The organism is Streptomyces huasconensis (assembly GCF_021028635.1).
GTDB classification, from domain to species: domain Bacteria; phylum Actinomycetota; class Actinomycetes; order Streptomycetales; family Streptomycetaceae; genus Streptomyces; species Streptomyces huasconensis.
Genome location: NZ_CP086119.1, coordinates 2,691,657 through 2,706,078, shown reverse-complemented (window position 1 = coordinate 2,706,078; position 14,422 = coordinate 2,691,657). Strand labels below are relative to the sequence as shown.

At 73.4% G+C, this 14,422-nt stretch carries 10 protein-coding genes; 6 read left to right on the top strand and 4 right to left on the bottom strand.

Annotation, left to right across the window (positions count from 1 at the left end; translation table 11 throughout):
- The first annotated feature begins 2 nt into the window (after window positions 1–2).
- Entirely contained in the window at window positions 3–911 is a 909-nt protein-coding gene (locus J2N69_RS12200) for a LysR family transcriptional regulator (RefSeq protein ID WP_230900764.1), read from the top strand.
- A 569-nt stretch (window positions 912–1,480) separates the two neighbouring features.
- Here the strand turns inward: J2N69_RS12200 and pepN are convergent.
- A complete protein-coding gene (pepN, locus tag J2N69_RS12195) occupies window positions 1,481–4,057 on the bottom strand; it encodes an aminopeptidase N (RefSeq protein ID WP_230900763.1) in 2,577 nt (858 codons plus the stop codon).
- Between the two features lie 299 nt (window positions 4,058–4,356).
- Between pepN and J2N69_RS12190 the strand changes: the two genes are divergently transcribed.
- Together J2N69_RS12190 and J2N69_RS12185 are read left to right on the top strand one after the other, a co-directional pair.
- Window positions 4,357–5,634: a flavin-dependent oxidoreductase gene (locus J2N69_RS12190; protein WP_230900762.1), complete on the top strand. Its 1,278-nt coding sequence runs from the start codon at window positions 4,357–4,359 to the stop codon at window positions 5,632–5,634.
- Window positions 5,635–5,705: 71 nt separating this feature from the next.
- Complete coding sequence (locus J2N69_RS12185) at window positions 5,706–6,230, top strand: DUF1203 domain-containing protein (protein WP_230900761.1); 525 nt, start codon at window positions 5,706–5,708, stop codon at window positions 6,228–6,230.
- Window positions 6,231–6,237: 7 nt separating this feature from the next.
- Here the strand turns inward: J2N69_RS12185 and J2N69_RS12180 are convergent, their stop codons facing one another.
- Window positions 6,238–7,110: a LysR family transcriptional regulator gene (locus tag J2N69_RS12180; protein ID WP_230900760.1), complete on the bottom strand. Its 873-nt coding sequence runs from the start codon at window positions 7,108–7,110 to the stop codon at window positions 6,238–6,240.
- A 110-nt stretch (window positions 7,111–7,220) separates the two neighbouring features.
- On the opposite strand from J2N69_RS12180, the gene J2N69_RS12175 reads away from it, so the two are divergent.
- Complete coding sequence (locus J2N69_RS12175; protein WP_230900759.1) at window positions 7,221–8,423, top strand: MFS transporter; 1,203 nt, start codon at window positions 7,221–7,223, stop codon at window positions 8,421–8,423.
- A gap of 28 nt (window positions 8,424–8,451) precedes the next feature.
- On the opposite strand, the gene J2N69_RS12170 is transcribed toward J2N69_RS12175, so the two are convergent.
- On the bottom strand, window positions 8,452–9,468 hold the full coding sequence (locus J2N69_RS12170; protein WP_230900758.1) for an aspartate-semialdehyde dehydrogenase: 1,017 nt from the start codon (window positions 9,466–9,468) through the stop codon (window positions 8,452–8,454).
- Window positions 9,469–9,655: 187 nt separating this feature from the next.
- On the opposite strand from J2N69_RS12170, the gene J2N69_RS12165 reads away from it, so the two are divergent.
- Together J2N69_RS12165 and J2N69_RS12160 are read left to right on the top strand one after the other, a co-directional pair.
- The gene (locus J2N69_RS12165; RefSeq protein ID WP_230900757.1) at window positions 9,656–10,249 is read left to right on the top strand and encodes an RNA polymerase sigma factor; all 594 of its coding nucleotides are present in this window, start codon (window positions 9,656–9,658) and stop codon (window positions 10,247–10,249) included.
- A complete protein-coding gene (locus J2N69_RS12160) occupies window positions 10,246–10,992 on the top strand; it encodes a hypothetical protein (RefSeq protein WP_230900756.1) in 747 nt (248 codons plus the stop codon). Before J2N69_RS12165 ends, J2N69_RS12160 begins: the two co-directional genes overlap by 4 nt.
- A gap of 66 nt (window positions 10,993–11,058) precedes the next feature.
- Here the strand turns inward: J2N69_RS12160 and J2N69_RS12155 are convergent, their stop codons facing one another.
- A complete protein-coding gene (locus J2N69_RS12155) occupies window positions 11,059–14,358 on the bottom strand; it encodes a S8 family serine peptidase (RefSeq protein WP_230900755.1) in 3,300 nt (1,099 codons plus the stop codon).
- Window positions 14,359–14,422: the final 64 nt, after the last annotated feature.

Below are 14,422 nucleotides of genomic sequence, written 5' to 3'. Positions count from 1 at the left end.
CCATGAGCGAGTGGGACATCAAGAAGCTGCAGATCCTGCGTACGTTGAGCGAACGGGGCACCGTCACGGCCACGGCGCAGGTGCTGCGCATGACGCCCTCGGCGGTGTCGCAGCAGCTGTCCAACCTCGCCAAGCAGCTCGGCGTACCGCTCCTGGAGGCCCACGGCCGTCGGGTGCGGCTGACCGACGCGGCCCACCTCGTGCTGCGGCACGCGGAAGCGGTCTTCGCCCAACTGGAGCGGGCCGACGCGGAGTTGGCGGCGTATGCCCAGGGCGAGGCGGGGGAGGTGCGGGTCGGTGCGTTCTCCACCGCCGTGCCCGCGCTCGTCGTGCCGGCCGTGCGGGCGCTGCGGGAGGCGGCGCCGGGCATCTCCGTACGGGTACGGGAGACCGAGGCGGCGGAGGCGTACGAGCTGCTCGCGGCCGGGGAGGTGGACGTCGCGCTGTCCCTCGCGGTGCAGGCGCCTGCCTCGCCCGACGCGGACACGCGTTTCACCCGGGAGTCGCTGGTCGCCGACCCCCTGGACGTGGCGCTGCCCGCCGGCCATCCGCTGGCGGCGGCCGAGGGGCTGCGGCTGGCCGATCTGGCGGGGGAGCCGTGGATCTTCGGCGGCAGCGGGCCCTGGTCGGAGATCACGCGGGCGGCGTGCGAGGGGGCCGGGTTCTCGCCGGAGCAGGCGCACTCGGCTTCCGGGTGGACGGCGATCCTCGCGATGGTGGAGGCGGGGATGGGGGTGGCGTTGGTGCCGCGGATGGCGGCGGTGCGGAGGGATGGGGTGGTGATGCGGGACCTCGCCGAGGACCGGCCGCGGCGGCATGTGATCGCGGCGGTGCGGAGGGGGGCGGCGGGTGGGGTGGGGGTGTCTCGGGTGCTGGGGGCGTTGCGGGGGGTTGTGGTGGGGCGGGGGTAGGGGGTGGGGGGGCGGTGGGGTGCCGTGTTGTCGGGTGCGGGCTGGGTCTGGCCTGTGCCGCGCTTCGCGCGGAGGTCTCCCACCCACCCGCCCGGCACTCGGCGGTGTAGGGGTGGGGGTGTTGTCGGGTGCGGGTTGTGTCCGGTCTGGTCCGCGCTTCGCGCGGGTGTCTCCCACCCGCCCGCCCGTTACCCGGTGGTGTGGGGGTGGGCCGTCTGTCCGGCACTCGGTGGTGTGGGGTGGGCCGTCTGTCCGGCACTCGGTGGTGTGGGGTGGGCCGTCTGTCCGGCACTCGGTGGTGCGGGGTGGACCACCCGGCCGACACTCGGCGGTGCAGGGGTGGATCATCCGCCCGGCACCCGGCACCCGGCGGTGCCGGGGCGCGGCCCGCCTGCCCTCACCGGCCGCCGAGAACAGCCGCGCCCCGCAGCCGGAAGCTGCGGGGCGCGGGGGTTCGGTTCGGGACCGATGCGGGGTGAACGGGTGGGTGGGTGGGCAAGCCCGCCGCGGAGCGGCGGAACCCCCCGACGGCCCGCAGCCGACATCACCGGCGGCCGCCCCCGAGGCCCCTACACGTCCGCCGCCCGCGCCCGCAGCGCCCGCTCCACCCCCGACCGCGACTCCGAGATCAGGCGCCGCAGGGCCGCGGACGGGTTCGCCGAGGCGAGCCACGCGTCCGTGGCGTCCAGCGTGGCCTGGGAGATCTGGAGCGAGGGGTAGAGGCCGACGGCGATCTGCTGGGCCATCTCGTGGGACCGGGAGTCCCACGCGTCCTTGACCGCCGAGAAGAACTTCTCCGTGTAGGGCGCGAGCAGCTCCCGCTGATCGGTCTGGACGAAGCCGCCGATCACCGCTTCCTGCACGGCGTTGGGCAGCGTGTCCGACTCCACGACCGAGGCCCAGGCCGCCGCCTTCGCCTCCGCGGTGGGCCGCGCCGCCCGCGCGGACGCCGCGTGCCGCTCGCCCGCCGCCGTCTTGTCGCGCTCCAGCTCCGCCGCGATCCCCGCCTCGTCGAGGCGGCCCGTCGCGGCGAGCCGGCCCACGAACGCCCAGCGCAGCTCCGTGTCGACGGCCAGACCCTCGATCGTCTCCGAGCCGTCGAGCAGCCGCTCCAGGAGGGACAGGTCCGCGTCCGTGCGGGCCGTCGCGGCGAACGCGCGGGCCCACGCCAGCTGGTGGTCGCTGCCCGGCTCCGCCGCCCGCAGGTGGGTCAGCGTCGCCTCCGTCCAGCGCGTCAGCGCCTCCTCACGGCGGGCGGGCGCCGCGTACAGGTCGAGGGCCAGCTTCACCTGGCGGTGCAGCGACTGCACGACGCCGATGTCGGACTCCTTGCCGATGCCGGAGAGCACCAGGGAGAGGTAGTCCCGCGTCGGCAGTTCCGCGTCGCGCGTCATGTCCCACGCCGAGGCCCAGCACAGCGCCCGCGGCAGCGACGCCTCGAAGTCGCCGATGTGGTCCGTGACGAACGCCAGGGACTCGGCGTCCAGGCGGACCTTCGCGTACGAGAGGTCGTCGTCGTTGAGCAGGATCACCGCGGGGCGGGCCTTGCCCACCAGCGCGTCCACCGCCGTCAGTTCACCGTCGACGTCCAGCTCCACGCGGTCGGTGCGCACCAGCTTGCCGGACGCCTCGTCCAGGTCGTAGAGGCCGATGGCGATGCGGTGGGGGCGGAGCGTCGGCTCGCCCTTGGCGCCGGCCGGCAGCGCCGGGGCCTCCTGCTTGACCGCGAAGGACGTGATGACGCCGCGTGTGTCGACGTCCACGACCGGGCGCAGGACGTTGATGCCCGCCGTCTCCAGCCACTTGGCGGACCACGTCTTCAGGTCGCGCCCGCTGGTCTCCTCCAGCGCGCCGAGCAGGTCGGACAGGCGCGTGTTGCCGAACGCGTGCGCCTTGAAGTACGCCTGCACGCCCCGGAAGAACTCGTCCATGCCGACGTAGGCGACGAGCTGCTTGAGCACGGACGCGCCCTTGGCGTACGTGATGCCGTCGAAGTTGACCAGCACGTCGTCCAGGTCACGGATGTCCGCCATGATCGGGTGCGTGGACGGCAGCTGGTCCTGGCGGTACGCCCACGTCTTCATGGAGTTGGCGAACGTCGTCCAGGAGTGCGGCCAGCGCGAGCCCTCCGCGTACGCCTGGCAGGCGATGGAGGTGTACGTCGCGAACGACTCGTTCAGCCAGAGGTCGTTCCACCACTCCATCGTCACGAGGTCGCCGAACCACATGTGGGCCAGCTCGTGGAGGATGGTCTCCGCACGCGTCTCGTACGCCGCGTCCGTCACCTTCGAACGGAACACGTACTGGTCGCGGATGGTCACCGCGCCCGCGTTCTCCATCGCGCCCGCGTTGAACTCCGGCACGAAGAGCTGGTCGTACTTGGCGAACGGGTAGGCGTAGTCGAACTTCTCCTGGAACCAGTCGAAGCCCTGCCGCGTCACCTCGAAGATCGCGTCCGCGTCGAGGTACTCGGCGAGCGAGGGGCGGCAGTAGATGCCGAGCGGCACCGACTGCCCGTCCGGACCCTCGTACGAGGAGTGCACCGCGTGGTACGGGCCGGCGATCAGGGCCGTGATGTACGTCGAGATACGCGGCGTCGGCTCGAAGACCCAGACGTCGCCGTCGGGGCCCTTGGGCTCGGGCGTCGGCGAGTTGGAGATCACCGTCCAGCCACTCGGCGCCTTCACGGTGAACTGGAACGTCGCCTTCAGGTCCGGCTGCTCGAAGCTGGCGAAGACGCGGCGCGCGTCCGGCACCTCGAACTGCGTGTACAGGTACGCCTGCTGGTCGACCGGGTCGACGAAGCGGTGCAGGCCCTCACCGGTGTTGGTGTAGTCGCAGTCGGCGACGACCTTCAGCACGTTGGGACCGGCCGCCAGGTGCCGCAGCCTGATGCGCGAGTCGCGGAAGACCGCGGCCACGTCCAGCGAGTGACCGTTCAGGACGACCTCGTGGACCGCGGGGGCCACCAGGTCGATGAAGGTCTCCGCGTCCGCCTCGGCGGAGTCGAAGCGCACCGTGGTCACGGACCGGAAGGTGCCTCCCTCCTGTGCTCCGGAGAGATCGAGGTCGATCTCGTACGAGTCAACGGTCAGCAGCTTCGCCCGCTGCTGCGCCTCTTCGCGGGTCAGATTGGTGCCGGGCACGCGGTCATCTCCTCGGGTACGACGAGTGGTCTGTCAGACGGATGGTTCTGTCATTCGGGGGGTGTGACTTGTGGTGTTTCCGGCCATCCTTCCATGCGGGTTCACGTGTCCGCCCGGGCCATTGTTCTCCCCTTGCCGTGCCGCTACGCTCCGCGCGACCGCCCCGGCCCGGGCAGGCCGCAGACCACGGCCCGACGACCACCCGCCGGGGACCACGGGCACCACGGGGACCACAGGGGGATGCGGGAGATGCTGGGGACCGAGGGGCCGGGCGGCGCCTGCCCGGCCGCGCGACAGTCATGATCGACGTACTCGTGGCGGGCGCGGGCATCGGCGGGCTCACCGCCGCACTCAGCCTGCACGCCGCGGGCATCGGCGTACGCGTGGTGGAGGCCAACGACGAGCTGCGCCCGATCGGCGTGGGGATCAACCTCCTGCCGCACGCCGTACGGGAGTTGACCGAGCTGGGGCTCGGCGGCGAGCTGGCCGCGACCGCGGTGGCGCCGGACGCCATGGTCCACTTCGACCGGCACGGCAACCGCGTCTGGGGCGAGCCCCGCGGCCTCGCGGCCGGCTACCACTGGCCGCAGTACTCCCTGCACCGCGGCGCCCTCCACCTCCTGCTGCTCGCCGCGGTGCGCGAGCGGCTCGGCGACCATGTGGTGCACACCGGCACCGCCTTCGTCCGCCTCGCCGAGCGCGAGGGGGCCGGCCTGCGGGTGATCCTGCGGGACGTGCCGCGCGGCCGGGAGCACGCGGTGCGGGCGCGCGCCCTGGTCGGCGCGGACGGCCTGCACTCGGCGGTACGGGCCATGCTGCACCCCGGCGAGGGGCCGCCCCTGTGGAACGGCATCCGCATGTGGCGCGGCGTCACCGAGTGGCATCCGGTGCTCGGCGGGCGCGTGGTCGCCGTGGCGGGCAGCAACGCCGCCGCCAAGCTCGTCGTCTACCCGATCTTGCGGGCGGCCGAGGAGCGGGGCAGGGCCCTGCTCAACTGGGTGGCGGAGGTGCGGTTCCCGCGCACGCGCCGGCACGCCATGGCCGGTCCCGCCGACTGGAACCGCTCCGGGCGGCTCTCGGACGTCCTGCCGTACTACGCGGGGTGGCGCCTCGGCGACCTCGACGTCCCCGCGCTCCTCGCCTCGACCCGGCACATCCTGGAGTACCCGATGGTCGACCGGGACCCGCTGCCCCACTGGGGCCGGGGCCCGGTCACCCTGCTCGGTGACGCCGCGCACCCCATGTACCCGGTGGGCTCCAACGGCGGCTCGCAGGCCGTCCTGGACGCCCGCGTCCTCGCCCGCTGCCTCGCGTACACCTCGCCCGACCGCGAGGCGGGGCTGCGGGCCTACGAGGAGGTGCGCAGGGAGGCGGTCAACGCCCTCGTCACGGCCCACCGCGACATGCCGGCCGACCGTGTCCTCCAGGCGGTCGCGGAGCGGGCCCCGGACGGCTTCGAGCGCGTGGAGGACGTCCTGACGCCGCGCGAACTGGCCGACCTGAGCGCGGCGTACCGCAGGACCACCGGCGTGGACGCGGCCGAGCTGAACAGCCGGGGGTCGTGGGGCGTCGGGTAGGGACGCGGTCGTGCAGCGCCACGTCCGAAAACCGCCAGCCGCGCCCTCCCCCCGCGCGCGAGGCTCGACCCATGGACACCGTCACGCGCCCCGCCACCGCCTACACCCCCCTCCCCATCACCCCCGACGCCCTCGCCCGGCTCCGCGACGTCGACGACGCCGGGCGGCCCTGCGTCCCGTACGTCGACCACGAGGGCGGCTCCCCGCTGCGCTGCTGCCTGCGGCCGGTCGCCCCCGGGGAGCGCGTCGCCCTCGTCTCGTACGCGCCCCTGCGCAGCTGGGCCGCCGAGACCGGTGCCACGCCCGGGGCCTACGACGAGCAGGGCCCCGTCTTCATCCACGCCGACCCGTGCCCGGGACCGGCGGGGGAGCGCGCCGGATACCCCTTCGCCAGGGCCGGGGCGCTGCGGACGCTCCGCCGCTACAACGCGCGCGGGCAGATCGTCGGCGGGCGGCTCCTGGAGATCCCCGGCGACGAGACGCAGGGCTTCGACACCGCGTTCGACGAGGCCTTCGCCGACCCGGAGGTCGCCCTCGTGCACGTGCGCGCCGTGGAGTACGGCTGCTTCCACTTCGAGGTGCGCAGGCCCACCTGACGCCCGCTCACCCCCGGCCCGCGCCGGCCAGCACCCGCGCGAACTCCCGCACCCGCGCCGTCCGACCGTCCCGGTGCCACACCATGCCGAGCACCGACTCCGGCACCCCGTCGACCGGCACGAACGTGACGTCCTTGCGGCCGTGGTAGTCCGCCGTCGGCCGGCACAGCAGCATCGCGCCCCGGCCCGCCGCCACCAGCGTCAGCCCCTCCTGGAGCGTGCGGACCGCGGGCGCCGGGACGTCCGAAGGGGCGTGCGCGGCGCGCCAGTACGCGGGCGCGGGCGCCGTCGCCGCGATCAGCGGGGTCTCCTTCAGCTCCGCCGCGGTCACCGACTCCCGCCCCGCGAACGCGTGCCGCACCGACACGGCGACGGTCTGCCGCTCCCTGGAGAAGACGGGCCCGAGGACCAGCTCCGGCTCGGCCACCGGCAGCAGCACGATCGCCGCGTCCACGGCACCGTGGCGCACCGCCCCGAACGGGTCCGCGAAGGGGATCTCCACGATCTCCGTCACGCACGCCGGGTGCCGCTCCTGGAACTCCGCGATGGCCCGCATCAGACGGGCGTCCGCCGTCCCCTGGAAGCCGATCCGCAGCGTGCCCTCGACGCCCCGCGCCGCCGCCCGCGCCCGCTCCACCGTTGACGTCAGTTCCTCGTACGCGGGACGCAGTTCGGCGAGGAAGCGCTCGCCGAGCGGGGTCAGCCGCACCCGTCGGCTCGTGCGCTCGACGAGCCGGGCGCCGATCCCGCGCTCCAGGGCGGCGATCAGCTGGCTGACGCGGCTCTGCGAGACGTACAGCCGTTCGCCGGTCCGCCCGAAGTGCAGCTCCTCGGCGAGCACGAGGAAACACTCCAGCCCACGGATGTCCAGCCCGGTCACTCGCACGCCACCCCCACGCCACTCGCACCGCTTCATCAATGAGCCCGGCTCATACAAGGATGAGATCTTCCGCGTTGTTCCCCGCCCCGGCCCGGCCCAGGGTGGATGTCATGTCGCAGAGCACACAAACCCCCACACCCCCGGCTCCTGTGGGCCGCACTCCCCTCGGTCCCGCCGTCTTCGCCGTCGCCACCGCCACCTTCTCCGTCGTCACCACGGAGATGCTCCCCGTCGGCCTCCTCACCTCCATCGGCTCGGGCCTGCGCGTGACGGACGGCACCGCGGGCCTCGCCGTCACCCTGCCGGGCCTCGTCGCGGCGCTCGCCGCCCTGCTGCTGCCCGTCGCGGTGCGCCGCGCGGACCGCCGTACGGTCCTGAGCGCGCTGATGGCGCTGCTCGCCGCCGCCAACCTCGCCTCCGCGCTCGCCCCCGCCTTCGGCGTCCTGCTCGTCGCGCGCGTCCTGGTCGGCGTCTGCATCGGCGGCGTGTGGGCCATCGCGGCCGGACTCGGGGTGCGGCTGGTCCGCGAGGAGGCGGCCGCGGGGCGCGCCACCGCCGTCATCTTCAGCGGGATCGCCGTGGCGTCCGTCCTCGGCGTCCCCGCGGGCACCTTCCTCGGCGAAGTGGCGGGCTGGCGCTGGGGCTTCGCGGCCCTCGCCGCGCTCTCCCTGGCGGTCGCGGCGCTGCTCGCCACGGCCCTGCCCGCGCTGCCCGCCGGTGAGGCCGTGCGGATCGGCGCCTTCGCGCGGCTGCTGCGCATCGGACCGCTGCGGGCCGGGCTGCTCGCCGTGACGCTCCTGGTCACCGGCCACTTCGCCGCGTACACCTACGTACGGCCCGTCCTGGAGCGGGTGCCCGGCATCGGCGCGGGGCTGATCAGCGGGCTGCTGCTCGCCTACGGAACGGCCGGCATCGTCGGCAACTTCGCGGGCGGCGCCGTCGCCGCCCGCGACCCGCGCCGGGCCCTGCTCGCCCTCTGCGCGGGGCTCGGCACGGTGGTGCTCCTGCTGGTGCCCGCGGGCGGCTCGCTCCTCGCGTCGGCGGCGCTGCTGGTGGCGTGGGGCCTGGCGTACGGCGGGGTCTCGGTCTCCGCCCAGAACTGGGTGATGGCCGCTGCGCCGCACGCCCGCGAGGCCGCCTCGGCGCTCTTCGCCGCGGTCTTCAACGTGGCGATCGCGCTCGGCGCCTTCGCGGGCGGCCGGGTCGCGGACAGCCGAGGGGCCGGTGACGCGCTGTGGCTGGGCGGCGCACTCGCTGGACTCGCGCTGGTGGCCGTGGCGTGCGCGAAAGGGGCGGCCACCCGCGAAGGGTGACCGCCCCCCGTTCCGGGCGTGGCCGGGGTCAGCCCTTCAGCTCGGCCGCCACCAGCTCCGCGATCTGCACGGCGTTGAGCGCCGCGCCCTTGCGGAGGTTGTCGTCGGAGATGAAGAACGCCAGGCCGTTGTCGACCGTCTCGTCCTTGCGGATGCGGCCCACGAACGAGTCGTCCTTGCCCGCGGCGACCAGCGGCGTGGGCACGTCCGTGACGACGACGCCCTCGGCCTCCGAGAGCAGCTCGGTGGCGCGCTCGGGGCTCAGCGGACGCGCGAAGCGGGCGTTGACCTGGAGGGAGTGGCCGGTGAAGACGGGCACGCGCACGCAGGTGCCGGAGACCTTCAGCCCGGGGATCTCAAGGATCTTGCGCGATTCGTTGCGCAGCTTCTGCTCCTCGTCGGTCTCGTTCAGACCGTCGTCGACGATGGAGCCCGCCATCGGCAGGACGTTGTACGCGATCGGGGCCACGTACTTGTCCGGCTCGGGGAAGTCGACCGCCGAGCCGTCGTGGGTGAGCTTCGGGGCGTCCTCGCCGACCTTCTTGACCTGCTCGAACAGCTCGTCCACCCCGGCGAGGCCGGAACCGGACACCGCCTGGTAGGTGGCGACGACCAGCGCTTCGAGACCGGCCTCCAGGTGCAGCGGCTTGAGGACGGGCATCGCGGCCATCGTCGTGCAGTTCGGGTTGGCGATGATGCCCTTGGGGCGGTCGGCGACCGCGTGCGGGTTCACCTCGGAGACGACGAGGGGGACCTCGGGGTCCATGCGCCAGGCCGAGGAGTTGTCGATCACGACGGCACCCTGCGCGGCGACCTTCTCGGCGAGGGCCTTGGAGGTGGCGCCCCCGGCGGAGAACAGCACGATGTCCAGGCCGCTGAAGTCGGCGGTGGAGGCGTCCTCGACGGTCACGCCGTCCACGACCGTGCCGGCGCTGCGGGCCGAGGCGAACAGGCGCAGCTCGTCGACCGGGAACTCCCGCTCGACCAGGATCTTGCGCATGACCTTGCCGACCTGACCGGTGGCTCCGACGATTCCGACCTTCACAGGGACTTCCTCCGTATGTGCGTGCGGCCTCGTGACCTCGGCCGGTCTGTGGGGGGTGGCTCCATCATGCGTCTCTCCAGGCCCGGGTTGTCCAATCCATTGTCCGAGGTGCGGGACGCCACACTCGCCGTGAACGTTTCGGGCCGCCCGGGCGTCGTAGGGGAAAGGCCGGCTTGGGGGAGGCACATTGCTGGGCATCGGGACGCGCCGGGCGGCACGGCGGCAGGAGACGGACCGGCCGCATCCGCCCGATCCGCCTGACCCGCTCGACCCGCTCGACCCGCACGATCCGCTCGATCCGCTCGATCCGGCCCAGGAGGACCGGGTACGGGCGGTGCTCGCGCTCGGCGGGGTGCCGCACGCCGACCTGCCGGACGGGGTGCAGCAGGTCAGGCTGAAGCTCCTGGAGCGCGCCGCGGACGGGCGCGAGGCACCGCGTGACGTCTCCGCGTGGGCGGCCGTCGTCGCCTCCAACCTCGCCATGGACTGGCACCGGGCCCGGCGCAGGCAGGAGCGGCTGGGGGAGCGGCTCGCCGTGCTGTGGCGGGAGACCACGGACGAGGACGGCGCGGAGTCACGAGCCCTGTCGATGGCCGTCGCGCAGGGCCTCGGGGAGCTGCCGGACGCCCAGCGGCAGGTCGTCGTGCTGCGCTTCTACGCCGATCTGCCGGTCCGGGCGATCGCGGCGGAGCTGGGCATCCCGGAGGGCACGGTCAAGAGCAGGCTGCACACGGCGGTACGGCTGCTGCGGGCGCGGCTGCACGAGGGGGAGGTGGTGTGACGGTGCCCGACAAGGACGACGTCGACGCGCTGATGACGGCGATCACGGATGACCCCGTGCCCGAGGAGGCGCTGAACGACCCCGCCTTCGCCGCCGAGCACGCGGCGGCCGTGGCGGACGTCGCACTCCTGCGGGAGCGGCTCGGGGTGATCGGCGCGGCGCTGGCGGCCGCCCCGAAGGCACCGCCCGAACGGGTCGTCCCGCTGAGGGCCCCGCGCACGGCCCGCCGGCGGTTCACCGTCGCCCTCGGCGCGGTCGCCGCGGCGGCGGCCGCCGTCACCGTGATCGGCGGGATGGGCTGGCTGGCGGTGGACGCGGGCCGGGGAGCCGGGGCCGGTGGCGACGCGGACGGGAGCGGGGCGAAGGCGGCGGCGCCCGACGAGCGGGGCGACGGTTCCGCGCGACATGAGGCCGCCCGCACCGCCGAGGGCGTCGTCGCGTGCTCGCGGCTCATCGTGCAGGGCACGGTCACGGCGGTCGACGCGGTGCCGGGCGCGGCGCGGGACCGGATCACGCTGAAGGTGACGCGGCACATCAAGCCCGCGTCCGGCGACCGGACGGTCACGTTCCCGATGAGCCATGACGTGGACCCGCGCCTGGAGAAGGGCGACCGCGCCCTGATCACCGTCCCCAAGGGCGCGGCGGAACCGGACAGCTGGGCCACGGGCAACGACGGCGACGAGCTGCGCCGCATGATCCTCAAGGCCCTGCCGGGCTCGGCGGGCATCCGGTGCCGGGAATGAGAGACGCCGGGCGGGCTCACACGAGCCCACCCGGCGTTCCCGGCGTTCCGGATCAGTCGATCACCGTTACGGCGTGACCTTCTCGATCTTCACGCTGCCGTTGCCGGCGACCGTGCCGCCCGCGTTCACCAGCGACACCTCGCCGAACAGCTCACGGCCCTCGGCGGCCGGGGCCTTCGCCTCGACCGTGGCCTCGACCTGCGCCGAGGCGCCGGTGCCGAGCTTCACCGTCTTGGAGTCGTCGACCGTGACCTTGCCGAGCGCGTCCGAGAAGAACACGTCCCGGTAGTCGTAGGCGGTCGAGCCGGTCGGCACCGAGTAGCCCACGACCTCGATCGTGTACGTACCGGCGGCCGGCTTCGTCAGGCTCACGGACTCCTCCGAGTCGCCCTCCGCCGACGAACCGACGACCTTGCCGTCCTTCTTGACGGCCAGGTCCAGGTCGGCGGCGACATCGGCCGGCGAGCCGATGACGACGTCGAGCCGCTCCGCGCCCGCGGGCACCTCCACCGTGGTGGTCTGCGTGGCGTCCTGGCCGATGCTGGGCCGCGCCGACTTGGCGGAGCCGAGCGAGCCGCCCTTCAGCTTGCCCTCGACCGCGGCGAAGTTGTTCGTGGCCTTCCAGGCGACGGGCGCCGGGGTGCCGACCTTCGCCTCGGGGACCGTCTGCACGGCCGGGTCGAAGTCGACGCCGAGCGCGGAGACCTTCAGCTCGTACGGGTTGTCGAGCAGCGGCGACGTGCGGCGCGACTCGACCTCGATCTCCCAGACGCCGGGCTGCGGCTCCGCGTACGCGCGCCGGTCCGGGCGGCAGGTGTTGGCCGGGTTCTCGTAGTTCGGGTAGCAGACGATCGACGACGTGGAGTCGACCGGGACGCCGTAGGGGTGCACGGCGATGAAGCGCGTCTGGCTCTTGCCCTTCAGGCCGCCGAGGGCGACCTCCAGGGACTTGGCGCCCTTCGGCACGGTGACGAAGTACGACGTGGTGCTGTTGCGCTGCACCGAGCCGTCCGCCTCGAACGTGAACGACGGCTTGGCGAGCGGCGCCGCGACGACGACGGTCGACATGATCTGCCGGTCGATGCCCTCGGTGCGCTCGTCGTCGACGGTGAGGATCGCGCTGTGCAGACCGGCGGAGGCGGCCTTCGCCTGGACCTTGACGGTGACCGGCTTGTTCAGCGGCAGCGTGATGTCGTCGTCGCCGAGCAGGCGGAAGGTCTTGTCGTGGTTGTTGACGAGGTCCAGCTCGTGGCGGACGCCGCGGTCCGGGCCCGAGGTGCGGGTGATCGTCACGTCGTACGTCCGCTTCTGGCCGGTCTTCAGGCCGCCCTCACGGTCGTAGATGCCTGTGCCGGGCTTCTTCAGCTCCTGCTCCAGGGCGGTGTCGACCGGGGCCTTCACGGTGTACGTGTGGGCCTTCGCGCCGTCCTTGATGGACTTCCAGGCGTCGGGCACGTCGATCAGACCGGTGCCCTGGGCGTACGCCTGCTCGCCGCGGATGCGGTCCGCGGTCGAGGTGAGTGCGGTGCGCAGCGTCGCCGGGGTCAGGTCGACCTTCGCGCGCTTGGCGGCGGAGAGCAGCAGCGCCGAGGCGCCCGCGGCCTGCGGGGAGGCCATCGAGGTGCCCTGGAGCATCGAGTAGCCGGCGGGGAGCTGGTAGCCGGCCTCGGCGACCGGGGAGCCCGGCAGCCAGGTCTGCGTGGTGTTGATGGACGAGCCCGGCGCCGAGATGACCGGCGTGAAGCCGCCGTCCTCGCGCGGACCGCGCGAGGAGAAGTTCATCATCGCGTACTTCTTCTCCACGGCCGAGCCGTAGTTGGCGGCCCAGGTCTCCTTGGAGATCGAGGCGCCGACGGAGATGACCTTGTCGGCGAGGCTGGGGTCGCCGATGGTGTTCGCGCCGGGGCCGGAGTTGCCCGCGGAGATCACCAGCTGCACGCCGTAGGTGTCGATGAGGCGCGTGTACAGCTCGGCGCGCGCGTTGTTGCCGTCGTTGAGGGCGGGCAGGCCGCCGATCGACATGTTGACGATGTCGACGCCGCGCTTGGTGACGAGGTCGATCATGCCCTCGGTGAGCGCGACGTTGGTGCAACCGCCGGTCCAGGTGCAGGCGCGCGAGGAGACCAGCTTGGCGCCGGGGGCGGCGCCGTTCATCTTGCCGCCGAACAGGCCGTTGGCCGCGGTGATGCCCGCGACGTGCGTGCCGTGCTCGGACTCGATGACGCCGACGTTGACGAAGTCGGCCTTCTTGCCGACCCAGTCGCCGCCGTACGGGTCGGTGGGGACGTCCTTGCGGATCTCGACGACGAACGGCACGCGCTCGACGACGTCGGTGTCCGGGTTGTCCTTGCCGAAGTAGGCGACCTGGTGGCCGTCCTTGTACGGCTTCATCGTCTCGTCGTCGGTGAAGTCGTTGTTGTCGTTCAGGTCGACGCGGACGGTGCCGGCCGCCGCGTCGTACAGGAGGCCCCAGCTGTCGGTGGTGTCGCCGTCGCGGTTGATGTCGCCCTTGGCGTCGCCGCCCGTGGTGGCCGACTCGCGGAAGCGGTTGACCTGGAAGGAGCCCGCGGGGGCCTTCCAGGTCCTGCCGTCCCAGGTGAAGGTGGGCCCGCTGACCGCGTCGGTCATGCGGCGCCAGGTGCCGTCGGCGTCCACGATCGGGTCGGTCGCCGTCACCCAGTCGGTGATCTTGCGCTCGCCGGTGGTGGTCTTCTTCAGCGCCGGATGGCCGAGGTCGACGCCGGAGTCCAGGATGCCGATGGTGACGCCGCGGCCGTCCGCCTTCGGGTGCTTCTGCACGAAGTCGACGGCACCGGTCTCGGCGGCCGGGTTGTACGGGTTCTTCGCCGGGGTGTTCTTGCCCGGGCCCGGATACGTGCCCCGCGCGGCGGTCTGCGCGCCCTTGGCGCGGTCGGCGGCGGGCGTCGGGTCGTCCAGCTCGATCTCGTGGCGCAGGTCGATGGCGTGCACGGACGACAGCTTCGCGGCCGACTTGATCGCGGCGTCGGCCCTGCCGGTCGGCACGGTCGCGCGGACGTAGCCGAGCTTGTCGTAGGTGCGGCCGACCGAGCCGCCCTTGACGGCGTCGAGCTGGTCGGCGACCCGCTCGGTGGCGCCGGGCGCGGTGGCGACCATCATCGTGACGGTCTTCTCGCCGTCCGCCTTGGCCTCGGCGAGCAGGCCGGCGTCGGCCGGGCCGAGCTTGCCCGCGGCCGACTTGGGCTCGGGCACGGGCGTGTCGTCCGCCGCGAACGCCAGGGGAGCGGCCCCGGTCGCGCAGAGCGCGGCCGTGAGGCCGATGGCTATCGCGAGGCGGGGCGCGCGTCCCGAGACCGGGGGTCTCGCGCTGGAACTGGATCTGGGCATCGGCATCCCTGTACGTAAGTCGGGAGGAGGGTCCATACGGCATCCGGCCCGGTGTCCGCGAAGG